Genomic DNA, 26,664 nt, shown 5'->3' on the forward strand with positions numbered 1-26,664 from the left:
GCGCATCGCTCATCCCTCGGCGTAACGCGACGCCCACGCGGGGTTGTAAACGGTGTCCAGATAAGGCACGCCGCGATCGGCGCAGAGGAAAAGGACCTTCGGCCTCGTCAGGCCGCTCGCGCGGCTGAAATACCGCTGGATCGCCGCGTAGACAGTCCCCGTCGAGCCGCCGACGAGCAGCCGGTGGCGGTCGAGGAGGGTCCGGCAGGCGGCGATCGACTCGACCTCTGGCACGATCACGACGTCATCGATCAGCGCCTCCCGGAGCAGGTCCGGCACGACCCCCGCGCCGATCCCCGGGATGCGCCGCGGCCGCGGCGGGCCGCCGAAGATCACCGATCCCTCGGCGTCCACCGCGATGATCTTGATCCCCCGGAAATGCTCCTTCAGCCGCCGCGACAGGCCCGCGACGGTCCCCGCCGAGCTCACGGCGACGAACGCGAAGTCGAGCTCCTGGAACGCGTCGCAGATCTCCCGGCCCGTCGTGTGGAAGTGGGCCATCATCCCGTCGGGGTTCTTGTACTGGTTCGGCCAGTACGATCTCGGGAGCGCGGCGCAGAGCGACTGCACGCGATCGAGCCTCGTCTTGAGGAAGCCCCCCGTGTCGTCCTCCTCCTCGACCTTCACGACCCGCGCGCAGAGCGAGCGGAGCACGTGCTCGTTCACCGCGGCGATGTGAGGATCGATCACCGGGATGCAGTCGAGCCCGAGGAGCTGCGAATACGCGGCGAGGGCGATCGCGAAGTTGCCCGAGGACGACTCCACCACCGTCGTCCCGGGGTCGATCTCGCCGCGCTCGATCGCCTTCTTGAGGATCCAGAGCGCGGGGCGGTCCTTGATGCTCCCGACCGCGTTGCAGTACTCGAGCTTGACGAAGAGCTCGAGGTGCTCGTGATCGAGCCGCACGACCGGCGTGCCGCGGAGCATGCTGGCGAGCGCGGCCGCGCGCGCCAGGAGTTGCTGTTCGTTAAGCATGCAAGCTTTACCACCCTGAAGGCAATGGACAGGCGATGGCGGACAGGCGATGACGGACAGGCGATGACGGACAGGCGATGACGGACAGGCGATGACGCGCTAGGCCGCCCGCGGGCGCAGGCAGACGAGCCGCTGCGACCAGAGCCCCTCGAGCTCGAGGACCGCCTTCTGCATGCGCGCGGGATCGCCCGCGCCCGCCTCGCCGAGCAGCTCGCCGATCGAGCGCGCGCCGTCCGCGCGCACGAGCGCCTCGCCCACGTCGGGCGACACGCCCACCCGCACCCCGGCGTCGTACGTGTTCCGCAGCTCGAACACCGTGGCCGCGCGATCCATCGCCACGAAGCGGCGGATCTGGTCCACGCGGACGTGCCTCGGGATCTCGAGCGCGAGCGTCGCGAGGTCCTCCCACGTCCACGGGCGCTTCTCGACGAAGAAGTCACCGATCGCGAGGTAATGCAGCCCCGTCGTCAAGAAGCTCGTCACCACGTCGTGCGCCGAGTCGACGATCGGCTCCACGTTGTTGTTGAACGAGGTGTTGAGCAGCACCGGCACGCCCGTCCTGTCCTTGAACGCCTTGAGGAGGCTCCAGAACCGCGGGCTCGACCGCTCCGACACGGTCTGGACGCGGGCCGTGCCGTCCACGTGCGTCGTCGCCCCGAGGACGTCCCGCTTGTCCTCACGCACCTTCATGACGAAGATCATGAACGGGAACTCGTCCTCTCCGGGCGGGAGCTCGAAGTACTCGCGCGCGTCCTCCGCGAGGACGGCGGGGGCGAACGGCCGGTACGCCTCGCGCTTCTTGACCATCGCGTTGACGAGGTCCTTGTTCGCGGCCGGCCTCGGGTCGGCCAGGATGCTCCGCTGGCCGAGCGCGCGGGGCCCGAACTCGGATGCTCCCTGCGCCCAGCCGACGGCGGCCCCGCCGGCGATCACGTCGGCGACGCGCGCCGGCAGATCCTCGGCGCGCTCGTGGCGCACGAAGCGGGACCAGGCGGCGAGCTCGCGGGCGATCTCCGCCTCGCCGCCCACGTCGCTGCCCCAGGACACGTGCTCGAGCCGACGCCGCGTCTTCAAGGCCCCCTCGGCGAGGGTCACGTGCAGCGCGGCCCCGAGCGCGCAGCCCGCGTCGTGCGCCGCCGGCTGCACGAAGACCCGCTCGAACATCCCGGAATACAGGATCTTCCCGTTCATCGTGCAGTTGTGCGCGACGCCGCCCGCCAGGCACAGCCGCGTCTTGCCCGTCGCCTCGCGCTGGTGGCGGAGCACGTGCAGCACGATCGCCTCCAGCGCCTCTTGCAGCGACGCCGCGACGTCCCGGTGCTGCTGGGTGAAGGGACCGCCCTTCCTGCGCACCTCGATCACCTGCGCGAGCGCGCCCACGCGGTCGCGATGAACCTCGTAATCGCCGTCCGGCAGCAGCGTGTAGAGCGCGCTCATCTGCGCGCGGAACTTCGCTGGATCGCCGTAGGGCGCGAGGCCCATCACCTTGTACTCGTCGAAGACCCCGTAGCCGAGGAGCGATATCACCGAGACGTAGAAGTTCCCGAGCGACTTCGACTCCGGGATCGTCGAGAGGACCTCGATCCGGTCGCCCGAGCCCACGGCCACGAGCCCGGACAGGAAGTCTCCCGAGCCGTCGATGGCCACGATGAGGCTGTCGTCGTAGCCGGACAGCAGGTAGGTGCTCGCCGCGTGCGCCTGGTGGTGCGGGACGAACACGATCTTGTCGCGGTCGATCGGGCGCCCCAGCCCCTGGCCGAGCTTCGCCGCGAGCAGCGTGCGCGCGTCGATCCGCGGCAGCGCGCCGCCGGTCAGGAGCCGCACCCGCCCGAGGAGCGCGTTGCAGTACTCCTCGCTCGCGTAGAACGCGATCCGGTCGATCTCATCGATGCTCACGCCGCGCCGGGCGAGGCAGAAGCGCGTCGCCTCGATCGGGAACTTGTTGGAGTGCTTGATGCGGTTGAGCCGCTCCTCCTCGATCCCCGCGACGATCTCCCCGTCGTCGACGAGCACCGCCGCGCCGTCGTGCGTGAAGCTCTGCGGGATGTCGTACATCTCCTCGTGGGCGAAGCTCAACCCGCCAGAAAGCCCCAGCGTCAGCATGTTTCCTCCTTGCCGCTCGCGCTCATCGCGCCATCGAGCCACGGCGACGACGCCGCGCCGTCGAACTCGCCCTCTCCGAGCGCTCGCCGTCCGTGGGCGCGCTCGATGACGGCGTTCACCTCCGGCCCGAGCGGGCCGAAGACGACTTCCCTGGACAGGCGCTCGAGGACGTTGTCGCCCGCGAACGCGCGCGCGCCGACGACGCCGCGCGCCGCGGCGACGATCTCCTCGGCGCACCGCGTGCCTGTGTACTTCGCCGCCCCGGCGAGCTCGTAGAGCCGCGGGAGCCGCTCGGCGCGGTCCTTCGCGCCGCGGATCGCGCCCATCGCCTCGCCCGCCTCGCGGACCGCCGCGCACGCGGCGCGGTAGCGGATCACCAGGCGGCCGACGTCGACGACCATGCCGTCCAGCTCGGCGAGCGGCGCGCCCTCCCGGGCGCGGACCGCGCGCAGGAACCGGCGCGACTCCTCGATCGCCTGGGCCGCGGCGCCCAGGTACAGCGCCGGGATCAGCGCCTGGTGCCACACCATCTCGAACAGGAGGAGCTGCATCACCTCGGGCCCCTGGCCGCCGAGCAGCAAGTCCTCGTCCGGGACGAAGAGATCGTGAAACACGATCTTGCGCGTGTCGGAGTCGATCATCGCCTCCGGGAACAGGTACGGGCCGATCTCCACCGCCGGGTTGCCCCGCGGGCGCGCCATGAAGACAGCGGGGAAGCCCTCCTCGAGCGCGGTCGTGAAGATGAGGAGATCTCCCTCGGTCGCGAGGGACGTGTACGACGCGGCGCCGCTCACCACGTGGCCGCCGGCGACCTTCCGGGCCCTCGTGCCCACCGCGCCCACGCGGTCCGCGTGAACCCGCGAGTTCGTGTTGGCGACGAGCCGGCGCCCCTCGACGATCTCGGAGAGCAGCGCGCGCCGCCGCGCGTCGAGCCGCTCGTCATCGCCGATGGGGAAGGTGGCGATCGCGGAGCTCACATAGAAGTGGTTCTCCACCGCGAGCGCGACCGCCGGCGAGATGCCCCCGAGCCGGTGCAGCACGTGCGCGCACGCGCGGAACAGCCCGGCCGCGTCCCCCTCGTAGGCGAGCCCCAGGAACGGCAGATCCGTCGACCGGAACACCCGGTAAAAGGCCGGGAGATCCCGCTCCGCGAGCGCCTTCTTCAGGGCGTCGGCCGCGAGCTGCGTTTGCCGCGCGAGATCGAGCCGGATACGCGCCTTGCGTCCAGCGCTCATGGTCATGTCATTCGAGCTCACGGCTCTTCTCCTTGCGTCCGTCGTGTCCCACGCCCGCGTGGCCGCCCCGTCCGGCGGGCCCCCTCATGCGCGCTCGGCCGGCGCGAGCCGGACGAGCCGCTCTGTCCAGAGAGCCCAGAGCTCGTCCGCGACGTCGGCCCCCGCGCCGTCGAGCAGCGCCGCCGCCGGACGCCTGCCGTCGGCCTTCACCAGCAGGTCGTACGCCGATCCGGAGATCTTGCGGCGGAGCCCGCGGTCGTAGCTCGTCCGCAGCTCCCAGGCGTCGCCCGCGCGCGCGCCGTCGTGCCAGCCGCGCGTGCGGCACACCTGGGTCGAGCGCGGGACCTCCACGGCCAGGCGGAGCCTCTCCTCGAGCGGCGCCGGCTGCTTGCGGACGAGCACGTCGTCCACGAAGGCGGCCTCGAGGCCGCTCGTGAGGAGCAGCGCGACGATGTCGTCGACCGTCTCGGCGGGCGGCTCCGCGCCGTTGTCGAGCGACGTCACGAGCAGCGCGCCGACCCCGGAGATCTCCTTGAACGCGCCGAGCAGCGCGAACAGCCTCGGATCCGCCTCCTTCCGCACCACCTGCGCGCGGACCGTGCCGTCCGCGTGCAGCGCCGCGCCGAGCGCCGCGCCGCGCTCGCGCCGGACGCGCAGCGCGAAGCTCTTCCAGCGGAGCTGGTCGGGCGGGCACGGCAGCATCAGGCACTCGCCGGCGTCCTCCGCGAGCATCGCGACCGAGAGCGGCCGGTGCGGCGCGCGCCGCTTCATCTCGTTCAGCGCCCCCCGCCGCCGCTCGTCCCGCGGATCCGCGACGATCACGCGGCGCCCGAGCGCGACGAGCCCCATCTCCGAGCGGCCGTTCGCCCACCCGAGGGCGGCGCCTCCGGCGATGAGCTCGGCGGCGCTCCTGGCCGGCGCCGCGGGGCGCTCGGCGGTCACGAGGGCGCCCCAGCGGCGCAGGGCGGGGAGCACCGCGTCGGCGGTGCCGAGGTCCGTCCCCCAGCTCACGTGATCGAGCGGCGCGCGCCGCGGCGGAGCGTCGCCCGCGTGGAGCGCCGCGCCGAGGGCGCACCCGGCGTCGTGCGCCGCGGGCTGGACGAACACCTCATCGAACAGGCCGCTCGCGAGGACACGGGAGTTGACCGCGCAGATCTGCGCGCCCCCGCCGGCCAGGCACAGCCGCCGGACGCCGCTCTTCGTGCGGTGGTGCCGCAGCACGTGCAGCACGATCTCGGAGATCGCCTCCTCCAGCGCCGCGATCACGTCCTTGTGCGCCTGCTCCACCGGCTCGCCGCGCAGCCTGCCCGGCGCCTTCGCGAGCACGGCCGGGAGCCCCTGGAACGCGAGCTCGTAGTCGCCGTCCGGCAGCAGCCTGTACACGCCGCGCATGGCGGCGCGGAGCGCGGCCGGGTCGCCCTGCGGGGCGAGCTCCATCGCCTCCGCCTCCTCGAAGGGGCTGTACCCGAGCGCGCGGATCGCGCGGTGGCACAGCTCCCCGAGCGACTTCTGCGGTGAGAAGGCCGCGAGCTGCGTGAGGCACGACCGGCTCCCCGCGGCGGACGTCCCGGTGAAGACCCCGCCCTCGTTGTCGATCACGTAGACGAGCGCCTGCTCGAAGCCCGACATCGCGACGGCGCTCACCGCGTGCGTCAGCAGGTGCGGCACGAAGACGATCCGCTCCGGATCGATCTCACACCGCATCTCCCGCTGGATCGCGGCCCGGAGCAGCCCGCGCGCGTCCGGGATGCCGGCGAGCTCGGGGAACGCCGCGCGCAGGCGCCCCACGAGGAAATTGGCCGTCTCCTCGCCCGAATAATAGGCGATCCGGTCCACGTCCCCGAGCGCGACGCCCCGCTGCCTCAGGCAGGCCCGCAGCGCGTCGAACGGGAACTTGTTCGTCCGGCGAACGCGGTTCAGCCGCTCTTCCTCGACCGCGGCCACGACCTGCCCGTCCTCGACCAGCACGGCCGCCGCGTCGTACGTGAAGTACTGCGGCGCGTCGTAACGGCAGTCGTAGACAGGGTCCAAGCCCCCTGCGAGGCCCAGAGTCAGCATGCGCTCCTCCATCCTTTCGGTTGGGACGTTCGCCGTCCTCTCCGCCCTTTCGCAATGGTCGTTCCATCGAGCGATGCGGTCGTTCCGGCGGCGGCACCGGGAGGGAGTGATCTATTTGTTAAGCTTCTTTAAGAAGCTGAAGAAACGAGGACCGATAGGGGGCGAGCGACGCGCGGACCTTCGCCGAGGTGCGCTCGAGGCTCTCGGTGCACTGGAGGTCTTTCGGCTTGATGCCGAGTTTTGCGAGGCGGCTGTACACGTACGGCAGCGACCGATTGATCCGCCGTGACAGCTCGCGCGCGCTCCTCGTCTCCCTGGCGCACTTCAGGAACAGCAGGTCTTCGAGCTTCTCGATCCCTCGCAGGTGGAGCTGGGGAGCCGCCGCGGCGTCCGGCGCGGGCCCGAGCTGCTGGGCGAGCAGGTCGAGCCCGCACGCAGCCGTCCAGTTCTCCTCGGGGGTCCGCGCCGGGTCTCGCACCAGGAAGTACCGCTCGACGGCGTTGCGGAGCTCGCGGACGTTGCCCCGGTACACCCCGCTGCTGGCCAGCTCGCCGACGGCGCTCACCTCGCGCGCGGGCAGCGGCGCGCGGTAGCGCTCGCCCATCTCCAGGGCGAGCACCCGCGCGAGCGTGCGCAGATCGTCCGGGCTCGGCGGGGGCACGACGATCGTGAACACGCTGAGCCGGAAGAACAGGTCGGTCCGGAAGGTCGCGTCGAGCCCGGCGGCGAGGTCCCGGTTCGTGGCGGCGAGGATGCGGACGTCCGCGCTCCGCTCCTCGCTGCCGCCCACGGGCCAGAACGAGCCGTCCGCGAGGAAGCGGAGGAGCTTCGCCTGCGCCTCCATCGGCAGCTCCCCGATCTCGTCGAGGAACAGGCTGCCGCCGGAGGCGAGCTCCGCGAGCCCGCGCTTCGAGGCCGTCGCCCCCGTGTAGGCCCCGCGCACGTGTCCGAACAGCTCGCTCTCGAACAGCGTCTGCGTCAGGGCGGCGCAGTTGACGGTGATGAGCCGGTGCTTCGAGCGCCGGCTGTGCTGGTGGATGTCGCGCGCGAGGATGTCCTTCCCGGCCCCGGTGGGCCCGACGATCAAGACCGAGCAGTCCGCGGCGGCGGCCTGCTTCGCGAACTCCAGGGCTCTGCGTCGAGCCTCCGAGTGCGCGACGAATCTCCAAGAGCTGGTCATCACTCTGTCTCCTGATTCTTTGATGGCGAACGCTGTTGCCCCGCTCCGCCCGCACGGACGGAGCCGATGCGAACATAACGGAGAACGCCGAACGCCATTGGCCGCGCGCCGGACAACGCCGTTGGCCGGAGGATGGAGAGGAGTTCAGAGGAGATGAAATAAATGAGAGGAGATGAAGGAGCGCGCCCCCCGCCGGCGCCGCGCGGCGCGCCGCGGCGGCCGAGCGCTCAGGGCGGCGCCGCGGCCGTCAGGCGGTCGACGACGGCGCGGTTCGAGTCCTCCGTGTGGCGGCAGTTGTCGCAGCGACCGCAGGCGTCCGCTGTCGCGTCGCCGTTCCCCGCGGGCGCCTCGGTGTCCTCGAAGTACGCCTTCATCACCGCCATCCGGCACGCCGGGCTCTCGGCGTAGCGCATCACCGCCTCGAGGCGCTCGCGGTCGCTCACCCGCCGCTCCTCGTAGGCCTTCAGGAACGCGTCGAGCTCCGCCTCGTCGGCGAAGTCGCGCAGGCGGCGCACGCCGCGGCTCCTGTCGATGATCCCGGCCGCCTCGAGCAGCGCGACCACGACCTTCACCTTGCGCTCGGGCAGGTCCGCGACCTCCGCCAGGGCCTTCACCGGGATGCCGGCCCGCCGCTTGCCGTCGGCCCGCTGCGCCTCGAGGCGGCCGATGGTCTCGTAGACACGGTAGCTCTCGTCGGGGCGCGGGTACTTGCCCCCGAGGAAGAACGCCTGGATGCGCCGGTCCTCCACGCGGTAGAGGAGGACCCCCCGCGCCGGGCGGCCGTCGCGCCCGGCGCGGCCGGCCTCCTGGTAATAGCTCTCCAGCGAGTCGGGGAAGTTGTAGTGCACGACGAACCGGATATCGGGCTTGTCGATGCCGAGGCCGAACGCCTTCGTGGCCACGATGATGCGGTACTCGTCGTTCATGAACCGCTGCTGCGTCTCCTCCCGCTCCTTCGCGCGCATCTGCCCGTTGTACCGGCCCACGGGCACGCCGCGCCCCTCGAGCCAGCGGTGGAGGTCGTTCGCGATCCGGACCGTCGCCGCGTACGCGATGCCGACGCCGCTCTCCTCCTCGAGGAGGCGCGCGAGGCGCTCGCGCTTGCGCTCCTCGTTCGGGGTGCGGATCACCTCCAGCGAGAGCTGCGGCCGGTCGATGCCGGTGTTCACGACCGCGGCGGCCCGCATGCCGAGCTGCTCCACGACGTCGTTCGCCACCTCGGGCGTGGCGGTCGCCGTGAGCGCCAGCACCGGCGGCCGACCGAGGGCGGCGACCGCGTCGCGGAGGCCGAGGTACGCAGGGCGGAAGTCGTGGCCCCACTGCGAGACGCAGTGCGCCTCGTCGACCACGAAGAGCGACACGCCCGACCGCCGGAGGAGATCGAGGTACTCCGGGTTCTCGAGCCGCTCGGGCGTCACGTAGATGAGCGGGAGATCGCCGTGCCGTATCCCGTCGACGGTCTCCCGCTCCTCCGTCGCGCTCAGCGTGGAGTTGAGCTTCGCGGCGGGGATGTCCGCCTCTGCCAGCTTCTCCTGCTGATCCTGCATCAGCGAGATCAGCGGTGAGACCACCACGGCCGGGCCGGGCAGGAGCAGCGCCGGGAGCTGATAACAGAGCGACTTGCCCGCTCCCGTCGGAAGGAGCCCCAGGGCGTCGCGCCCGGCGAGCACCGCCTCGATGAGCTCACGCTGGCCCGGCCGGAAGGTCTTCACGCCGAACCGCTCGCGCGCCATCTGCCGGATCTCCTGCCAGCTCGCCGCGCTCTGCTGTTGTTCCATGCGCGCGAGCATGGCGCGCGCACGCCGGGCGCGCCATGCTCGCGCGCCGGAACTCGCGCCCTCTCAGCGGGGCTCCGCCGTGCCGAGTCCTGGTATCCATTGAGACGAAAAGCCACACGCCTGCCGGCGCCCTGCGCCCGCAAACCGGGTTGAATGTTCTGTTACGACCTCCAGGCGCTCAGCGCGTGTCCGGGCGCCGCGGGGCGCGTCTCTGCTGCGGTTCCCTATGCGCCTCAGGTTCTTCCTTCGTATGCCGAGTCGGCGCGACACGCGCACGCGGCGATTCTGGCAGATCCCCTCCTTCGCGAAGCCTCGTTTGAAGTAGATTCTGCCGCGGAGGCACACGACGAATGACGGAAGCGTCGGATGATCAGAAGAGGAGCAGCCAGGCAGACGGCGCCGCGCAGCAGGCGATGGTGGCGCGCCTCGTCGAGGCGGCGTCCGAGGGCGTGGCGCCGCGGCTGCCGCGCGCGACGTACCGCGTGCAGCTCAACAAGGATTTCACGTTCGAGCAGGCGCGGAGCATCGTGGCTTACCTCGACGCGCTCGGCGTCAGCGATCTCTACACCTCGCCCTTCTTCAAGGCGCCCCCCGAGAGCCTGCACGGCTACGACCTCGTCGATCACAACACGCTGAACCCCGCCATCGGCGACCGCGGCGACCTCGACCGCCTCACGGGCGAGCTCGCCGAGCACGGCATGGGCCTCCTGCTCGACTTCGTGCCCAACCACATGGGCGTCGGCAACTCCGACAACCTCTGGTGGAACGACGTCCTCGAGAACGGCCCGAGCTCGCTCTACGCGGCGTTCTTCGACATCGACTGGGCGCCGCTCAAGACGGAGCTCAGGAACATGGTGCTGCTCCCGGTGCTCGGCGATCACTACGGGCGCGTGCTCGAGCGCGGCGAGCTCAAGATCGCCTTCGAGAACGGCGCGTTCGTCCTCCGCTACTTCGACCACGTGTTCCCGGTGAACCCGCGGACGTACGGGATGGTCATCGGGCCGATGGTGCCGGGGCTCACCGCCGCGCTCGGCGAGGAGCACGACGCGCTCCTCGAGCTGCAGAGCATCCTGACCGGGCTCCGCAACCTGCCGCCGCGGACCGAGACGCAGCGCGCCAAGGTGATCGAGCGGCGGCGCGAGAAGGAGGTCCTCAAGCGGCGGCTCGCGACGCTCGTGGCGGACTCACCGGAGGTCGCGGCCGCGGTGGAGGAGGGGATCGAGCGCATCAACGGCAAGGTCGGCGACCCGCGGAGCTTCGACCCGCTCGAGGCGCTGATCGCGGAGCAGGCCTACCGGCTGAGCTTCTGGCGCACCGCCGCCGAGGAGATCAACTACCGGCGGTTCTTCGACATCAACAACCTCGCGGCGATCCGGATGGAGCACCGGCCGGTCTTCACCGAGGCGCACCGGCTCGTCTTCGAGCTCTGCGAGCGGGGCCAGGTCACGGGGCTGCGCATCGACCACCCCGACGGCCTCTGGGATCCGATCGGCTACTTCGAGGAGCTCCAGCAGGGCTACCTGATCGAGCGCTGCCGCCGCCGCTTCCTCGCCGAGGCCGCGCAGGAGCCGGAGCCGCGGAGCCTCCAGGACTCGCGCCGCCGCGCCTCGGCCGGCGCGCGCTTCGCCCGGCTGGAGCCGGCGCTCCGCGCGGCGCTCTCGGAGCGGGCGGGCGCCGAAGGGCGCGGCTCGCGGCTCGCGCGGCCGATGTACGTCGTCGTCGAGAAGATCCTCGCCCGCGGCGAGACGCTGCCCGAGGCCTGGCCCATCCACGGGACGAGCGGGTACGACTTCACCGCGGCCGTGGGCGAGCTCTTCGTCGATGCGTCGAGCGAGGCGGCGATGACCTCGATCTACGAGCGATTCCTGGGCGACCGGATCGATTTCGAGACGCTCGTCTACGAGAAGAAGAAGGTCATCCTCCGGACGGCGCTCGCGAGCGAGCTCAACGTGCTCACCCACGCCCTGAACCGGCTCACCGAGCGCGACCGCCGCTTCCGCGACTTCACCCTCGGCTCGCTCAACGAGGCGCTGCGCGAGGTGATCGCGTGCTTCCCGGTGTACCGCACGTACGTCAACGAGCGGACGCCGACGATCTCCGATCACGACCGGGTGGCGATCGGCCGCGCCGTCGCGCTCGCGCGCCGGCGCAACCCGACGATGGAGGCCTCGATCTTCACGTTCGTGCGCTCGGTCCTGATGCTCGACAGCGCGGACCTCTTCCGCGAGGAGGACAGGCACCTCTTCTGCGACTTCGTGATGAAGTTCCAGCAGCTCACCGGGCCGGTGATGGCCAAGGGGCTCGAGGACACGTCGTTCTACATCTACAACCGGCTCGTCTCGCTCAACGAGGTCGGGGGCGAGCCCGAGCGCTACGGCGCGAGCGTCCTCGCGTTCCACCGCGGCAACGTGCAGCGGCACAGGACGTGGCCCTGCTCGATGCTCGCCACGTCGACGCACGACACGAAGCGCAGCGAGGACGTACGGGCGCGCATCAGCGTGCTCTCGGAGCTGCCGTCGGCCTGGGAGGAGGCGCTCCACCGCGCGGCCGCCGCGGCCGCGCCGCTCAAGGCCGAGATCGAGGGGCGCGTCGCGCCGGACAGCAACGAGGAGTACCTCTTCTACCAGACGGTCCTCGGGAGCCTGCCGATCGCGCCGCTGCTCGGCGCGGCAGGCGAGCCGCGCGCGCCCGAGGGCGACGCGCTCGAGGCCTACACGGGCCGCCTCGTCGACTACATGCGCAAGGCCACGAAGGAGGCGAAGGTCAACACGTCGTGGATCGACGCGCAGCCCGAGTACGACGCCGCCGTCGAGGCGTTCGTGCGCAAGGCGATCGCGTCCGCGGACGTGATCGGCGCGCTCCTGCCGCTCGCGCGCGTCGTCGCGTACCACGGCATGTGGGGGTCGCTCTCGCAGACGCTCCTGAAGCTCACGTCGCCGGGCGTGCCCGACATCTACCAGGGCAACGAGGTGTGGGACTTCAGCCTCGTCGACCCCGACAACCGCCGCGCGGTCGACTACGCGTCGCGCGAGAAGGCGCTCGCGGACGTCCGCGCGCGGTGGAACGGCGGGGACGCCGCGCTCGCGCGCGAGCTCTGCGCCGAGGCGCGCGACGGCCGCATCAAGCTCTTCGTCACGCACGTCGCGCTCGAGCTGCGCCGGCGGTACCCGGCGCTCTTCGGCGCCGACGGGGCCTACGCGCCGCGCGCCGTGACCGGCGAGCGCGAGGCCCACGTCGTCGCCTTCTCGCGCCGCGCCGAGGCGGACGCGTCGAACGCGCGCTCGCTCGTCGTGATCGCGCCCCGGTTCAGCGCGCGGCTGCTCGGCGGCGCCGTCGCCCCGCCGATCGGCAAGGTGTGGGCGGGCACCTCCGTCGACGTGGAGCCGGGCCTCTACAAGGACCTCTTCACCGGCGCCGAGATCGAGGCGTCGGCGCCCGCTTCCTCGCCGCGCGACGCGGCCCCGACGTCCGATCCGAAGGGCGGCGCGGCGCTCCCGCTCGACCGCGTGCTCTCCGATTTCCCGGTCGCCCTGCTCCTGCGGGCGCCACAGCGAGGTCAGTGACATGAAAGCGATTCGCACCATGGGCGCGTGGATCGAGGGCGGCGCGGTCCGCTTCCGCGTCTGGGCGCCCGATCACGATCGCGTCGAGATCGTCACCTACGGCAAGGACGGCGAGGAGATCACCGGCGCGCTGCCGGCGGCCCCCACCGGCGGCGGCTACTTCGAGGCGACGGCGCCGGGCCTCGGCGCCGGCGCGCTCTACAAGGTGAGGATCGACGGCGAGGGGCCGTTCCCCGACCCTTACGCGCGCGCGCAGCCGTTCGGCGTGCACGGCCCGTCGGCGGTCGACGACCCGTCGTTCGCGTGGACCGACGCGGGGTGGAAGGGCGTCGCGCTCGAGGATCTCGTCCTCTACGAGGTGCACGTCGGCACGGCGACGCAGGAGGGCACGTTCGACGCGCTCATCCCGCGGCTCGCCGAGCTCCGGGAGCTCGGGATCACGGCGCTCGAGATCATGCCCGTCGCGAGCTTCCCGGGCGAGCGCGGGTGGGGGTACGACGGCGTCGATCTCTTCGCGCCGTCCGCGGCCTACGGCGGCCCGGAGGGCCTCCGCCGCCTCGTCGACGCGGCCCACGCCGCGGGGCTCGGCGTCGTCCTCGACTGCGTCTACAACCACTTCGGCCCCGACGGGAACTACCTGCGCGCCTACACCAAGCGCTACTTCACCGAGCGCCACAAGACGCCGTGGGGCGACGCGGTGAACTACGACGGCGAGGGCGCCGAGCAGGTGCGCGCGCTCGCGATCTCGAACGCCGAGATGTGGATCCGCGACTTCCACGTCGACGGCCTCCGCCTCGACGCGACCCACGCGATCCTCGACGACACCGAGCCGCACATCCTCCGCGAGATCGCCGAGCGCGCGCGGGCGGCCGGCGGCGGGCGGCGCGTCGTGGTGATCGCCGAGGACAGCCTGAACGACACGCGCCTCGTGACGCCCGCGGAGCAGGGCGGCCACGGCCTCGACGGCGTGTGGGCGGACGACTTCCACCACGAGCTCCGCGTCCTCTTCGCCGGCGATCGCGACGGCTACTTCGAGGACCACCGGGGCACGGCGGAGGACATCGCGGCGACGATCCGCAAGGGGTGGCTCTACGAGGGGCAGGTCTCGAAGCACGCGGGCAAGCCGCGGGGGACGCCGGCCGAGCCGGTGCCGCCGCCGTGCTTCGTGCACTGCATCCAGAACCACGACCAGATCGGCAACCGCGCGCTCGGCGATCGGCTGGGCGCGGCGGTGAGCCCGGCGGCCTTCCGGACGATGTCGGCGCTGCTCCTGATCACGCCGTACACGCCGCTCCTGTTCATGGGGCAGGAGTGGAACGCGCGGACGCCGTTCCAGTACTTCACCGATCACAACGCCGAGCTCGGCCGGCTCGTCACCGAGGGGCGCCGGCGCGAGTTCCAGTACTTCACGTCGTTCAGCGGCGCCGAGGTCCCGGATCCGCAGGATCCGCGGACGTTCCAGCGCTCGAAGCTCGACTGGAGCGAGCGGCAGCGGCCGGAGCACGCCGGCGTGCTCGCGTGGTACCGCGAGCTCCTCGGCCTCCGCGCCGCGCACCCCGCGCTGCGGCGCCGCGGGCGCGGCGACTTCTCGGTCGAGGCGATCTCGCCGGACGCGGTCCGCATCGAGCGCCGCGGCGGCGAGACCACGGTGGTCGCGCTGGTCGCGCTGCGCGGCGCGCTCGACGTCGACCTCGGGCGCCCGGAGGCGCGGGCGCTCGCGTTCAGCGAGGAGCCGCGGTTCGGCGGCGCGGCGCAGCGGGTCCCGCTCGAGCGCGGCCGGGCGGCGTTCGAGGGCCCGGCGGTGCTGATCGTCGAGGTGCCGCGCTCCTGACGCCGGCCGCGCGCGCCGCGGGGGTCGCGCCGGCCGGGTCGACCAGGTCGATCGCGTCGACCCCGCCGATCACATCGATTACGTCGCTCCCGTGATGCTGAAGCCGGTCACGTTCACGCCCATCGGCGTGGTGCGCACGCCGTTCCCCGATCGGGTGAGCGCGCCGCGGCAGCCGCACGCCGCGGCCGGCGCGGAGGGGACGATCGAGCTCGTGCCCGGCCGCGGGCTGGAGCACGCGCTCTGCGACATCGAGGGGTGGGACTACCTCTGGGTCGTCTTCTGGTTCCACCTCAACGAGGGCTGGCGCCCGAAGGTCCTGCCGCCGCGGAGCGCCGGCAAGCGGCGCGGCGTGCTGTCGACGCGCTCGCCGCACCGCCCGAACCCGATCGGCCTCAGCGTGGTCAAGCTCCTCGGCGTGGACGGGCTCTCGCTGCGCGTCGGCGGCGTGGACATGATCGACGGCACGCCGGTGCTCGATCTGAAGCCGTACGTGCCGTACGCGGACGCGTACCCGCACGCGCGCACCGGCTGGGTCGCGCCGCTCGCGGGCGAGCCGTCCGCCGGGGCGCCGGCCGACCCGGAGCCGGGCTTCGAGGTGGCGTGGACCGAGCGGGCGGCCGAGCAGGCCGCGTGGCTCGACGCGGCGCACGGGATCGCGCTGCGGGATCGCGTCGACCGGGTGCTCGCGCTCGGCCCGCAGCCGCACCCGTACCGTCGGATCCGCGCCGACGGGGACGCGATGCGCCTCGCCGTGACCTCGTGGCGGGTGCGGTTCAGGGCCGAAGGGCGGCGGATCGAGGTGCTGTCCGTGTCGACCGGCTACCGGGAGAAGGAGCTCTGGGGCGGAGCGGCGCCCGAGCTCGCGGCGCACCGGCAGTTCGTGGAGCGGTTCGGCCGCGGTTAGCGCCGCGAACCCGGCGGCTCGCCGGCTCCATGGCTGCCGCTGTGCGGCGCGTCCCCGCCGCGCCCGACGCGAGGCATCCGCGGAGCGGCCGATGCCGTGATGTCGTGACCCTTGCATCCAGATTGCTCAATTTCTCTGTTTTCGATGCTCTTTCGATGATCCTCCGCGCTGCGCGGCGCGCTTGCGGCACGAGGCGAAGCAGACAAGAACGCTCGCGGCGCGCTGGTCGCTCCGGCGGAAGCAACCCGATCGACACGGCGCCGTTGCGCCGGGGCGATCCTCCCTGAGCGCCCTTCACCTGGCCCTGGCGATCTTCCCTGCACCGGAAGGCAGCGAGGGGCGTGAGGCACGAGAAAACAGCGTCCGCGTCGCCCCTCGCGGCCGGAGGCGGACGGGCGAGCCCTCCTGTTCGATCGCGGTGAATTCATGATAATCGACATGGACGTGGCCTTGCCGGGTTGCAGGTGCGGCGACGTGGAGCGGGGGGTGGATCCGCAGTTCCGCCTGCTCGCCGAGGCCCTCCCGCAGCTCGTGTGGGGCGCGCGCAGCGACGGCGCGTGCGATTACGTCAACGGTCGCTGGCGCGAGTACACCGGCCTGACGGCGGAGCAGGCGAGGGACGCCGGCCTCGACGCCGTCGTCCACCCGGACGACGCGGCGCGCGGAGCCGCCGCGTGGCACGCCGCCCTCGCGCGCGGCGCGGCGTTCGAGCTGGAGGTCCGCCTCCGGCGCCACGACGGCGCGTACCGCTGGTTCCTCGGCCGGGCTGAGCCCATCCAGGACACCCACGGTCGGGCGGCGCGCTGGTTCGGTACATTCACCGACATCGACGACCGGAAGCGCGCCGACGAGGGCCTCCACGACGGCGAGGAGCGGCTCCGGCTCGCGCTCGCGGGCGGCCGGGTGTCGGAGCTGACGCTGCGCGATCGCGAGGAGCTCTTCCGCAACATGGCGGATCACGCGCCCGTGATGATCTGGGTCACGGGCGTCGACGCGTCGTGCACGTACCTCAACCGGCGGTGGTACGAGCTCACGGGCCAGACGGAGGAGACGGGGCTCGGCTTCGGCTGGCTCGCGGCGGTGCACCCCGCCGACAAGGCGGCGGCGGCGGAGACGTTCTGGCGCGCCCACGAGCGGCGGGAGCCCTTCCGGCTGGATTACCGCCTGCGCCGCGGCGATGGCGCCTACCGCTGGTGCATCGACTCGGCCTCCCCGCGGCTCGGCCCGGACGGTGAGTTCCTCGGCTACGTCGGCTCGGTCATCGACATCACCGAGCGCAAGGAGGCGGAGCTCCTGCTGCGGGAGAGCGAGGAGCGGTTCCGCCGCGCCGTGATGGCCACCCCGTTCCCCATCATGATCCACGCGGACGACGGCCAGGTCGTCAGCGTCAACCGCGCGTGGACGGAGATCAGCGGGTACACCGTCGAGCAGATCTCCTCGATCGCCGAGTGGACCGAGCGGGCGTACGGGCCGCGCAAGGGCGACGTGCGCTCCGTGATCGACGCGCTCTACGGCATGCAGCGCAGCTCGGGCGAGCGCGAGTTCACGATCACCACGGCGAGCGGCGAGCTGCGCACGTGGGTCTTCAGCTCCGCGCCGCTCGGGGAGGACACGTCGGGCCGGCGCCTCGTGATCAGCATCGCCCACGACATCACCGACCGGAAGCGCGCGGAGGCGGCGCTGCAGGAGGCCGACCGGCGCAAGGACGATTTCCTGGCGATGCTCGCGCACGAGCTGCGCAACCCGCTCGGGCCCATCCGCAACGCGGTCGAGGTCCTGCAGCGCGTCGCGGGGCAGCAGCCGTCGCTGGTCCGCGCGTGCGGCGTGATCGACCGGCAGGTGTCGCACATGGCCCGGCTGGTGGACGATCTGCTCGACGTCTCGCGCGTCGCGCGCGGGAGGGTCCAGCTCCGCGAGGAGCGGTGCGAGCTCTCGCGGCTCCTGCGGCAGACGGCCGAGGACTACCGCAGCACGCTGGAGGCGAGCGGGCTGCGGCTCGAGCTCGATCTGCCGCCGGAGCCGCTCTGGGTCCACGGCGACCCGACGCGCCTGTCGCAGGTGCTCAGCAACGTGCTGCACAACGCGGGCAAGTTCACCGACCCTGGCGGCCGGGTGACGGTGGCGCTCTCGGCGACGGCGGAGGGCTCCGCCGTGGTCCGCGTCCGCGACACCGGCATCGGCATGGATCCGGCGATGCTGGCGCGCGTGTTCGAGCCGTTCAGCCAGGCCGAGCGCAGCCTGGAGCGCAGCCGCGGCGGGCTCGGGCTCGGCCTGGCGCTCGTCAAGGGCATCGTCGCGCTCCACGGCGGCACGGTCTCGGCCGAGAGCCACGGGATCGGCCACGGGACGGAGGTGGTCCTGCACCTGCCGCTGGACCTCCCGGCCTCGCTCACGCCGCCGGCGTGAGCGGCGCGCCGCGACGCTAGCGGGCCAGGAGGCCGAGCCCTGGAACGAAGCGCCCGACGCGAGCGCAGTAGTCCGCGTAGCTGTCGCCGTGCGCGCGCAGCAGGTACGGCTCTTCCACGAAGCGGACCTGCAGCTCGATCGCGGCGACGAGCGCGAGCAGCGACGCGAGCGCGATCGCGTCGGGCACGACGAGCGCCATCCCGGCGGCGGTCAGCGTCATGAAGCTGAAGATGGGGTTGCGGACCAGCGTGAACGGCCCGCGCGTCACGAGGCGCGTGCGTTCGGCCGCGTCGACGCCGATGCGCCACGACTCGCCCATCGCGACCTGCGACCACAGCGTGCCGGCCACCCCCGCGAGCACCATCGCGACCCCGACCCCCACGACGGCCGCGCCGGGCTCGACCAGCGGCGCGACCCACCCCGCCAGCTCGGCGATCGGGGCGACCGCCGCGAGGACGAGCGCGGCGACGAACAGCACGCCGCCGGTCCACTCCACCGAGCCGGGCGCGCCCGAGATGCCGCGGAACCCCGTGGATCCGGTGGCCCGGAGCTGCCGCAGCGAGCGCCACCCGAACGCGAGCGCGAAGTAGACGAGGAACAGGACCAGGGCAATCCAGGGACGGGACATCGAGCCTCCTTCTATCGTGATCGTTTTCCGTGCAGGAGCATTCCTCGGGCCGGCGCGCTCACGGGCTCGCCGCCTCGTCTTCCGTTCGCTCCGCCTCGCCCTGCCGGTGGAACAGCCGGTAGAGCACCGGCAGCACGAGCAGCGTGAGCAGGGTCGAGGAGAGCACGCCGCCGATGACGACCGTCGCCAGCGGGCGCTGCACCTCGGAGCCGGTGCCCGTGGCGAGCGCCATCGGGACGAAGCCGAGCGCGGCCACGAGCGCCGTCATCAGCACCGGGCGGAGCCGCGACACCGACCCCTCGAGCACGGCGTCGTCGAGCGAGGCGCCGCCGTGCCGCAGGTTCTCGATGAACGTCACCATCACGAGCCCGTTCAGCACCGCCACGCCCGAGAGGGCGATGAACCCGATCGCCGCCGAGATCGAGATCGGGAGCCCCCGCAGCCACAGGGCCGCGATCCCGCCGGTCAGCGCGAGCGGGACGCCCGTGAAGATGAGCGCCGCGTTCCTGATCGCGCCGAACGACAGGAACAGCAGCCCGAAGATCAGCCCGAGCGCGACGGGCACCACCAGCGCGAGGCGCTCCCGCGCCGCGAGCAGGTTCTCGAACTGGCCGCCCCACGCCAGCCAGTAGCCCGAGGGCAGCTTCACCTCCGCGTCGATCCGCGCCTGCGCGTCGGCGACGAAGCCGCCGAGGTCGCGCCCGCGCACGTTGCACTGGACCACGACGCGGCGCTTCCCGTCCTCGCGGCTCACCTGGTTCGGCCCCTCCTCGAGCGAGATCTTCGCCACCGCCTCGAGCGGCACGAACGCCGCGCGGTGCCCCGCCGCGGCGGCGACGGCCGGGGTCGTGGGCCCGCCCGGCCGCTCCTGCGCGGCGCGGAGCGGGATCGGCAGCTTCGCCAGCGCGTCCACGTCGCGGCGGACCGCGTCGGGCAGGCGCACGACGATGTCGAACCGCCGGTCCCCCTCGACCACCTCGCCCGCGCTCACGCCGCCGATCGCGGTCGCGACGACGGCCTGCACGTCGGCGACGTTGAGCCCGTACCGGGCGACCGCGGGCCGGTCCACGTCGATCGTGAGCACGGGCAGCCCGGTGACCTGCTCCACCTTGACGTCGGCCGCCCCCGGCGTCCGCGCGAGGATCGCCCCCACGCGCCGCGCCTCCCGGAGCATCACGTCGAGGTCGTCGCCGAAGATCTTCACCGCGACGTCGCTGCGCACGCCGCTGATCAGCTCGTTGAAGCGCAGCTCGATCGGCTGGCTGAACTCGTAGCTCTGCCCCGGCACCTCGCGGAGCACCTGCTCGATGGCCTCGGCGAGCTCCTCCTGCGTCTTGGCCTTCGTCCACCCGCTCCGCGGCCTGAGCATCAGGTACGTGTCGGAGACGTTCGGGCCCATCGGATCGGTCGCGACCTCGGCCGTCCCGGTCCGGGCGAAGATGTGCTCGATCTCGTCCGGGAACCGCGCCTTGAGGATGCGCTCGAGCTGCGCCTGCATCGCGACGCTCGTGGTCAGGCTGATCGACGGGATCCGCGCCGGCTGGAGCGCCAGCGCCCCCTCGCTCAGCTTCGGCGCGAACTCGCTGCCGAGCCGCGCCGCGACGAGCCCCGAGGCCGCCAGCGCGACGCCCGCGGCGGCGAGGACGGCGCGCCGGTGGGCGAGCGCCCAGCGGAGCGCGCGCTCGTAGCCGCGCTTCGCCCAGCCGAAGACCGCGCTCTCCCGCTCGGACACCTTGCCCGTGAGGAGCAGCGCCACGAGCGCGGGGATGAACGTCATCGACAGGATCGTGGCGGCCGCGAGCGCGAGCACGACGGTCTGCGCCATGGGGCGGAACATCTTCCCCTCGATCCCGGTGAGCGTCAGGATCGGCAGGTAGACGATCGCGATGATGATCTCGCCGAAGATCGTCGCCTTGCGGACCTCCTGCGACGCCTCGTAGGCGAGGGCGACCCGCTCGTCGCGCGTGAGCGTCCGCCCGAGCCGGCGCTGCTCCTCGGCGAAGCGCCGCACGCAGTTCTCGACGATGATCACGGATCCGTCGACGATGAGGCCGAAGTCGATGGCCCCGAGGCTCATCAGGTTGCCGCTGATCTTGCCCTCGACCATGCCGGTGACGGCGATCAGCATCGAGAACGGGATCGCGAGCGCGGCGATGAGCGCCGCCCGGAAGTTGCCGAGCAGCAGGAACAGCACCGCCACGACGAGCGCGGCGCCCTCGAGCAGGCTGCTGCGCACCGTGCTCAGCGTCGCCTCGACGAGGTAGGTGCGGTCGTAGATCGTCTTGACCGAGACGCCCGGCGGCAGCGACCGGTTGATCGTCGCCATCTGCTCGTCGACCCGGCGCGACACGGCGCGGCTGTTCTCGCCGAGGAGCATGATCGCGGTGCCGATCACCGCCTCCTCGCCGTCCTCGGTGGCGGCGCCCGTGCGCAGCTCCCGGCCGACGACGACCTCGGCGACGTCCTCGACGCGGATCGGCGCGCCGCCGTGGTGGCCCACGACGATGCCCCGCAGGTCGTCGTCGCCCTCGACGAGGCCCGTCGTGCGGATGAGGTACTGCTCGCCCCGGTGCTCGATGTAGCCGCCGCCCGCGTTCGCGTTGTTCGCCGCCACGGCGTCGAGCACGTCGCGGAACGACAGCCCGTAGCCGACGAGCTTCGCCGGGTCGGGCGCGATCTGGTAGAGCCGCTCGTGGCCGCCGATGGAGTTGATCTCCGTCACGCCCTGCACCGACCGGAGCTGGGGCCGGACGACCCAGTCCTGGAGCGTGCGCAGGTCGGTCAGATCGTACGGCGCGCCGTCGGGCCGCCGCGCGTCGGGCGCCGCCTCGACCGTCCACATGTAGATCTCGCCGAGCCCCGTCGCGATGGGGCCGAGCTGCGGCGCGCCGAGGCCGTCGGGCAGGCTCTCCCGCGCGGCGGCGAGCCGCTCGGCGACGAGCTGCCGGGCCCAGTAGATGTCGGTGCCGTCCTCGAAGATCACCGTGACCTGCGAGAGGCCGTACCGCGACAGCGAGCGGACCTCCTCGACGCGCGGGAGCCCGCCCATCGCGTGCTCGACGGGGAAGGTGACGCGGCGCTCCACCTCGACGGGCGAGAGCGCTTGCACCTGCGTGTTGATCTGCACCTGGACGTTGGTGATGTCCGGGACCGCGTCGATCGGCAGGCGGGTGAAGTTGTAGGCCCCGAGCGCCCCCGCCGCGAGCGTGAGCGCGACGACGAGGAAGCGGTGCCGGACCGAGAAGGCGAGGAGGCGCGAGAGGAGCGTGAGCATGGTCGTTCGGCGCCTCAGTGCGCGTGGCCGCCCTCGGGCTTGCCGAGCTCTGCCTTCAGGACGAAGCTGTTCTTGCCCACGTAGCGGTCGCCCGCCGACACGCCCGCCTCGATCTCCACGACGGGCGCGCCCTGCCCGGCGGGGTCCGCGGCCCCCCGGCGCCCGAGCTTCACGGGCCGCGCCTCGAAGGCGTCGCCCTCCTGGACGAAGACGACCTCCTTGCCGTCGACGCGCTGGATCGCCTCGTCCGAGACGACCACCGGCGCGTCCACCTCCTCGACGCTCACGTCCACGGTCGCGAACAGCCCTGGCCGGAAGCCCTTGTCGGGCTCGCGGAGCTCGACCCGGGCGCTCGCCGAGCGGTTCCCCTCGTCGAGCACGTGCCCGAGGTACGTCACCGTCCCCCGGGCCGCCGCCGGGGTCCCCTCGGCCGTGACCCACGCGGTCTGGCCGACGCGCACGCGGTGGAGATCCTTCGCGTACACGGTCACGTTGACCCAGACCGTGGACAGGTCCGCGATCACGAACACCTGCGTGTCCTCCTTGAGCACCTCTCCGACCGCGATGTGCTTCTCGATGATGGTCCCGTCGATCGGCGCGATCAGCGCGTACCCGCCGGCCTTGCCGCCGCCTGCGCCCGCGGCGGCGCCGAGCTTCTGCGCCGCGCTCCGGTGCTCGATCCGGGCCTCCGCGACCGCCTGCTTCGCCGCGAGGTACTCCTTCTCGGCGGAGATCTGCTCCTTCCAGAGCGCCTCCTGCCGCGCGTAGCTCGCCTCCGCGAGGGTGAGCCGCTCCTTTGCCGCGAGCAGCTCCCGCTGCAGCTCGGCCAGCTCGCGGCTGTCGAGCACGGCGAGCACGTCGCCCTTCTTCACCGCGTCGCCGAGCTGCTTCTCCACCTCCCGCGCCGCGCCGGGCACGCGCGGCGTCACGTGCGCGACGCCCTCCGCGTTGAGCGCGATCTCGCCGGGCAGCCGCAGGGTGACCGCGACCTTGCCCGGCCCGGCGGTCAGGAGCTCGAGCCCGGCGTTCTCGATCATCGCCGGCGAGAGCTTGAGCTTCCCCCCGGCGTGCTCGTCCTCGCCGCCGCGCGCGTGGTCGTCGTGCGCGTGGTCGTCGTGCGCGGCGCGCGGGCGATCCTCGGTGTCCCCGTGGTCGTGCCCGCGGTGCTCGCCGTGGTCGTGCTCCTCCTCGCCGTGGGCGTGGTCGTGCGCCTCTCCCGCGCCGCGCTCCTCCGCGTGGCCGTGCCCGTGCAGGCGGTGCTCGACGAGCACGGTGGCCCCCACGGCAGCGCCGACGAGCGCGAGCGCCCCGGCGGCCAGCGCCGCGACGCGCTTCCGCGTGAATTCGAATTTTCCGTTGTCAGCGCTCATCGGGGCATCCTCCCTGCGGCGACGAGCAGCTCGATCTTGGCGGCCGCGTGGGCGTGCTCCGCGTCGAGCAGCGCCGCCTGCGTCTCGAGCGCCTCGCGGCGCACGAGCAGGACGCTCGGCAGGTCGTTCTCGCCGAGCTCGTAGCCGCGCGCCGCGAGCGCGGCGGCCTTCTCGCCCAGGGCGGCCGCCGGGGTCAGGGCCTCGAGCGCCCGCCGCGTCGCCAGGTAGCGCGCGTGGAGCTCCTGGATCTTCCCGGCCGCGGCCGCGCGCGCGGCGGCGCTCCGGGCCGCGGCGACGTCCACCTCGGCGGCCGCCGTCGCCGCGCCGGACCGGTTCGCGTTGAGGAGGGGCAGCGGCAGGGCGAGCCCGAGCGTCCCGATGTTGGCGCCGTCGTCGCGCTCGTACTGGGCGGTGACGGTGACCGTGGGCCAGCGCGCGGCCTGCTCGCGCGCCGACCTCGCCCGCGCCGCGTCGAGCGACGCCGCGGCGGCCCGCAGATCGGTGCGCTGCGCGAGCCCCTCGAGGAGCGCCGCGAGCGCCGGCGGCTCGTCCGGAGGGACGAGCGGCCCCTCGAGGCGGCGTCCCGGCTCCGCCGTGGCGGGCAGCCCCAGCAGGACACGCAGCGCCGCCAGATCCGCGTCGCGCGCGCCCTGCGCGGCCGCCTCGGCCGCCGCGTCGCGGCCGCGCTGCAGCGACGCCACGGCGACGTCGACCTCCGGCGCCTCGCCCGCCTTGCGCCGCCGCTCCGCCGCGGCGAGGAGCCGATCGCCCAGCGCGCGCCGCGCCCGCGCGAGCTCGACGTGCCGCTCGTCCCGGATCACCAGGGCGTGCTGGAGCAGCGCCGCGAGCACCAGGCCGCGCCGGCCGTCCTCGGCCGCGCTCTCCGCGGCGCGCAGCTCGGCCTCCGCGGCGTCGACGCGGGCGCCGCGCTGGCCGCCGAGGTCGACGGGCCACGCGAGCGACGCCATGGCCGCCGCCGGCCTGCTCCCGTCGGGGTTGAAGCGGACGCCGCCCGCGCCGGCGAGGACCGGGTTCTCGAGCGACAGCGCGCCGGACGCGCCCGCGGCGGCGCGCGCGACGGCGACCTCGGCCGCGGCGACGCGCGAGGCGGGCGAGGCGCGGGCCAGCTCGATCACCCGGGCGCGGGTGAGCGCCGGCTCGGACGCGAGGGCCGGCCCGGGGAGGACGAGGGCGGAGAGGACGAACAACGGAGCGACGGTGGACAGAGCACGCGCAAACGAGAGAGACATGGCCGGGCAACCCCGAGCGCACAGCGCTCGTGCAAGAGCCGCGATGATCCCGGTCGTCAGGCGAGGCGAGGGGCGCTCGCCGCGCTTCGCGCGCGCGGCACGGCGTGCGCGCGCTCCACGAAGCGAGGCACGCGGAACGCGCGGCGCGCGCGTCCCGGCGATGCGCCTCTCCTGACGCGGGGCCTCAGGCGCGCGGCTGGCGGGGCGGTCTCTCGAGGCGGCCGAGCGCGGCGCGCCCCGGCGTCTCCGGCGGCGCGAGCTCATCGAGCTCGAAGGCGGCGAGCAGCACGCACAGGGCTGGCGGCTCGACGAGCGGCAGCGTCATGGGCACGTGACCGCAGGCGCAATCGTGGCAGTCGGGGGGGCAGTCGCTGTGCGAGCCGCCGTCGCCGTCGTCGTGTGCGTCCGCGAGGGCGGTCGCCGCCGGGTGCGTGCAGGCGACGGCGATGCCGAGCGTCTGGAACGTGTGGCCCTGGCCGAGCAGGCCGATCACGAGCAGGACCGACACGACCGCGCCGAGCCAGCGGAGGAGCGGGCCACGCCGTCGGTGCGCGTGCCGGACGCGGAGCATGCCCGCCAAGGATGGGGCGCCCCCCGGCGGGGCGTCAAGGCGGAAGCGCGCGGCGCGCGGCCACGTCCCTGCGCGGGTGCTGCGCCGGCGTCCCGCGCGCCGCGACGCCGCGACGTCGCGGCGTCGGCGTCCGGAACGCGCGCCCGCGCTGCAGGGGGCCGCGCTGGCGCTCCTGGTTCATGCGATCGATGCTGTGCGCGCGCGGTCCTCGGAGCGCGACGGCGCCGCGTGAGGCGGGCGCGACGCCGTGTCACCCGGTCCGCCACGAGCGATGGATCCATGAGCGAGCCGCGGTCGAGCCTTCCTCCTGCAACCCTCCTTCTCGACGAGCCTCCTGAAGACGAGCGACGGGTCAACGGCCACGCCGCGGAGGCGCACCAGGGCCAGACGCCCCTGAGCCGCGCCTTCGAGCGGGCGCTCGGCGCGGCGCCCGGCGCGCTCCCGTCGGCGCTGCCGGACGCGCTGTGGGGCGAGGCGCTGATCGGCCCGGCGCGCGACTTCTTGCAGCGCCCCGGCAAGGACTTCCGCGCCCGGCTCGTGGCGCTCTGCTGGGCGCTCGGCGGCGGCGACCCGGGCAAGCTCCCCGACGAGCTGCCGCTCCTCGTGGAGATCCTCCACGCCGGCTCGCTGATCATCGACGATGTCCAGGACGACTCGGCGGCGCGTCGCGGCGCGCCGGCGCTCCATCGCGTCTGCGGGGTGCCGCTCGCCATCAACACCGGCAACTGGATGTATTTCTGGGCGTTCGACCTGCTCGGCCGCGCCCCCCTCGGCGCCGCGACCCGGCTCGCGCTCTACCGCCGCCTCGGCCGCACCCTGATGCGCTGCCACGAGGGGCAGGCGCTCGACCTCACGGTGCGCGTCGCGGACCTCGAGCAGCCGCTCGTGCCCGGGGTGGTCTCGAGCATCACCCGGCTCAAGACCGGCAGCCTGATGGGCTTCTGCGGCTACGTCGGCGCCCGCGCGGCGCGCGCGGGGGCGCTGCTCGTGCGGCGCGTCGCGCGGTGCTGCCGCGACGTCGGCGTGGGGCTGCAGATGCTCGACGATCTCGGCGGCATCACCTCCAGGGCGCGCGCCGACAAGGGGCTCGAGGATCTGCGGCACCGCCGCTCCACGTGGCCGTGGGCGTGGCTCGCCGAGGTGGCCGATCCGCGGACGTTCTCCGAGGCGCAGCGGCGGCTCCGCGTGGCCGAGGACGAGCGCGACCTCCGCGCCGTCGCCGAGCTGCTCCGCGAGCGGGTCGAGGCGACCGGGCGGATCCGCGTCGCGCGCCACCTCGGCGGCGCCCTGGCCGCGCTCCGGGCCGCGGTCGGGGGCGCGCCGCCGGTGGTCGAGCTCGAGCGCGAGATCGAGCTGCTCAAGCAGAGCTACGGCTGACGCGGCCCGCGCGTGCCGCCGCGCTGGCCCCGCGGTCGGCGCGGCCCGGCGCGCCTGGGCGCGGCTCGGCGCGGCCCGGCGCGGCTCGTCCGATCGATGTGGCCCGCCCGCACATCGGCGCTGGCTCGACCTTTGAAGAGGTCTCCGGCCCAGCGCGGAGG

General features: G+C 73.2%; 16 protein-coding genes. 5 read left to right on the plus strand and 11 right to left on the minus strand.

Translation table 11 applies throughout. The annotated features are described in order from the left end of the window. Nucleotides 1-9: 9 nt before the first annotated feature. From sbnA to WME76_RS07950, 6 genes are all read right to left on the minus strand, one after another. Nucleotides 10-975 (minus strand): 2,3-diaminopropionate biosynthesis protein SbnA, encoded by a 966-nt coding sequence (sbnA, locus tag WME76_RS07925; protein WP_437959575.1) that lies wholly within the window; start codon nt 973-975, stop codon nt 10-12. A gap of 99 nt (nt 976-1,074) precedes the next feature. Then, the gene (locus WME76_RS07930) at nt 1,075-3,078 is read right to left on the minus strand and encodes a carbamoyltransferase family protein (protein ID WP_437959576.1); all 2,004 of its coding nucleotides are present in this window, start codon (nt 3,076-3,078) and stop codon (nt 1,075-1,077) included. Continuing rightward, a complete protein-coding gene (locus tag WME76_RS07935) occupies nt 3,072-4,334 on the minus strand; it encodes an acyl-CoA dehydrogenase family protein (RefSeq protein ID WP_437959577.1) in 1,263 nt (420 codons plus the stop codon). The genes WME76_RS07930 and WME76_RS07935 overlap by 7 nt, the downstream gene beginning before the upstream one ends. 63 nt (nt 4,335-4,397) lie before the next feature. Beyond that, complete coding sequence (locus tag WME76_RS07940; RefSeq protein ID WP_437959578.1) at nt 4,398-6,371, minus strand: carbamoyltransferase C-terminal domain-containing protein; 1,974 nt, start codon at nt 6,369-6,371, stop codon at nt 4,398-4,400. A 118-nt stretch (nt 6,372-6,489) separates the two neighbouring features. Then, the gene (locus WME76_RS07945) at nt 6,490-7,551 is read right to left on the minus strand and encodes a sigma 54-interacting transcriptional regulator (protein ID WP_437959579.1); all 1,062 of its coding nucleotides are present in this window, start codon (nt 7,549-7,551) and stop codon (nt 6,490-6,492) included. 227 nt (nt 7,552-7,778) lie between these two features. Then, complete coding sequence (locus WME76_RS07950) at nt 7,779-9,329, minus strand: RecQ family ATP-dependent DNA helicase (RefSeq protein ID WP_437959580.1); 1,551 nt, start codon at nt 9,327-9,329, stop codon at nt 7,779-7,781. A gap of 350 nt (nt 9,330-9,679) precedes the next feature. Here WME76_RS07950 and treY point away from each other — a divergent pair, with 350 nt between their 5' ends. From treY to WME76_RS07970, 4 genes are all read left to right on the plus strand, one after another. Then, nucleotides 9,680-12,892, plus strand: coding sequence for a malto-oligosyltrehalose synthase (gene treY, locus WME76_RS07955; RefSeq protein WP_437959581.1), 3,213 nt, complete (start codon nt 9,680-9,682; stop codon nt 12,890-12,892). Between the two features lies 1 nt (nt 12,893). Continuing rightward, nucleotides 12,894-14,723, plus strand: coding sequence for a malto-oligosyltrehalose trehalohydrolase (gene treZ / locus WME76_RS07960; protein WP_437959582.1), 1,830 nt, complete (start codon nt 12,894-12,896; stop codon nt 14,721-14,723). A 94-nt stretch (nt 14,724-14,817) separates the two neighbouring features. Beyond that, nucleotides 14,818-15,627: a tRNA (N6-threonylcarbamoyladenosine(37)-N6)-methyltransferase TrmO gene (gene tsaA, locus WME76_RS07965; protein WP_437959583.1), complete on the plus strand. Its 810-nt coding sequence runs from the start codon at nt 14,818-14,820 to the stop codon at nt 15,625-15,627. 438 nt (nt 15,628-16,065) lie between these two features. Beyond that, the gene (locus tag WME76_RS07970) at nt 16,066-18,033 is read left to right on the plus strand and encodes a sensor histidine kinase (RefSeq protein WP_437959584.1); all 1,968 of its coding nucleotides are present in this window, start codon (nt 16,066-16,068) and stop codon (nt 18,031-18,033) included. A 16-nt stretch (nt 18,034-18,049) separates the two neighbouring features. Here WME76_RS07970 and WME76_RS07975 read toward each other — a convergent pair whose 3' ends face one another. The 5 genes from WME76_RS07975 to WME76_RS07995 all read right to left on the minus strand — a co-directional run bounded on the left by WME76_RS07975 (nt 18,050) and on the right by WME76_RS07995 (nt 25,126). Continuing rightward, on the minus strand, nt 18,050-18,661 hold the full coding sequence (locus tag WME76_RS07975; protein ID WP_437959585.1) for a methyltransferase family protein: 612 nt from the start codon (nt 18,659-18,661) through the stop codon (nt 18,050-18,052). A gap of 58 nt (nt 18,662-18,719) precedes the next feature. Continuing rightward, a complete protein-coding gene (locus tag WME76_RS07980) occupies nt 18,720-21,935 on the minus strand; it encodes an efflux RND transporter permease subunit (protein ID WP_437959586.1) in 3,216 nt (1,071 codons plus the stop codon). 14 nt (nt 21,936-21,949) lie between these two features. Further along, nucleotides 21,950-23,305 (minus strand): efflux RND transporter periplasmic adaptor subunit, encoded by a 1,356-nt coding sequence (locus tag WME76_RS07985; RefSeq protein ID WP_437959587.1) that lies wholly within the window; start codon nt 23,303-23,305, stop codon nt 21,950-21,952. Then, nucleotides 23,302-24,513 (minus strand): TolC family protein, encoded by a 1,212-nt coding sequence (locus WME76_RS07990; RefSeq protein WP_437959588.1) that lies wholly within the window; start codon nt 24,511-24,513, stop codon nt 23,302-23,304. Before WME76_RS07990 ends, WME76_RS07985 begins: the two co-directional genes overlap by 4 nt. A 226-nt stretch (nt 24,514-24,739) precedes the next feature. Continuing rightward, nucleotides 24,740-25,126 (minus strand): hypothetical protein, encoded by a 387-nt coding sequence (locus WME76_RS07995; protein ID WP_437959589.1) that lies wholly within the window; start codon nt 25,124-25,126, stop codon nt 24,740-24,742. Between the two features lie 279 nt (nt 25,127-25,405). Between WME76_RS07995 and WME76_RS08000 the strand changes: the two genes are divergently transcribed. Further along, nucleotides 25,406-26,503 carry a polyprenyl synthetase family protein gene (locus WME76_RS08000; RefSeq protein ID WP_437959590.1) on the plus strand — a complete coding sequence of 366 codons (1,098 nt, stop codon included), beginning with the start codon at nt 25,406-25,408 and terminating at the stop codon, nt 26,501-26,503. The last annotated feature ends 161 nt before the right edge of the window (nt 26,504-26,664 follow it).

The organism is Sorangium sp. So ce119 (assembly GCF_051524405.1).
GTDB classification, from domain to species: domain Bacteria; phylum Myxococcota_A; class Polyangia; order Polyangiales; family Polyangiaceae; genus Sorangium; species Sorangium cellulosum_G.

Excerpts from the sequence above, each read along its gene's own strand:
- sbnA (WP_437959575.1), bottom strand. The coding sequence starts at position 975 with ATGCTTAACGAACAGCAACTCCTGGCGCGCGCGGCCGCGCTCGCCAGC.
- WME76_RS07930 (WP_437959576.1), bottom strand. The coding sequence starts at position 3,078 with ATGCTGACGCTGGGGCTTTCTGGCGGGTTGAGCTTCGCCCACGAGGAG.
- WME76_RS07940 (WP_437959578.1), bottom strand. The coding sequence starts at position 6,371 with ATGCTGACTCTGGGCCTCGCAGGGGGCTTGGACCCTGTCTACGACTGC.
- WME76_RS07945 (WP_437959579.1), bottom strand. The coding sequence starts at position 7,551 with ATGACCAGCTCTTGGAGATTCGTCGCGCACTCGGAGGCTCGACGCAGA.
- WME76_RS07950 (WP_437959580.1), bottom strand. The coding sequence starts at position 9,329 with ATGGAACAACAGCAGAGCGCGGCGAGCTGGCAGGAGATCCGGCAGATG.
- treY (WP_437959581.1), top strand. The coding sequence starts at position 9,680 with ATGACGGAAGCGTCGGATGATCAGAAGAGGAGCAGCCAGGCAGACGGC.
- treZ (WP_437959582.1), top strand. The coding sequence starts at position 12,894 with ATGAAAGCGATTCGCACCATGGGCGCGTGGATCGAGGGCGGCGCGGTC.
- tsaA (WP_437959583.1), top strand. The coding sequence starts at position 14,818 with ATGCTGAAGCCGGTCACGTTCACGCCCATCGGCGTGGTGCGCACGCCG.
- WME76_RS07970 (WP_437959584.1), top strand. The coding sequence starts at position 16,066 with ATGGACGTGGCCTTGCCGGGTTGCAGGTGCGGCGACGTGGAGCGGGGG.
- WME76_RS07975 (WP_437959585.1), bottom strand. The coding sequence starts at position 18,661 with ATGTCCCGTCCCTGGATTGCCCTGGTCCTGTTCCTCGTCTACTTCGCG.
- WME76_RS07980 (WP_437959586.1), bottom strand. The coding sequence starts at position 21,935 with ATGCTCACGCTCCTCTCGCGCCTCCTCGCCTTCTCGGTCCGGCACCGC.
- WME76_RS07985 (WP_437959587.1), bottom strand. The coding sequence starts at position 23,305 with ATGAGCGCTGACAACGGAAAATTCGAATTCACGCGGAAGCGCGTCGCG.
- WME76_RS07995 (WP_437959589.1), bottom strand. The coding sequence starts at position 25,126 with ATGCTCCGCGTCCGGCACGCGCACCGACGGCGTGGCCCGCTCCTCCGC.
- WME76_RS08000 (WP_437959590.1), top strand. The coding sequence starts at position 25,406 with ATGAGCGAGCCGCGGTCGAGCCTTCCTCCTGCAACCCTCCTTCTCGAC.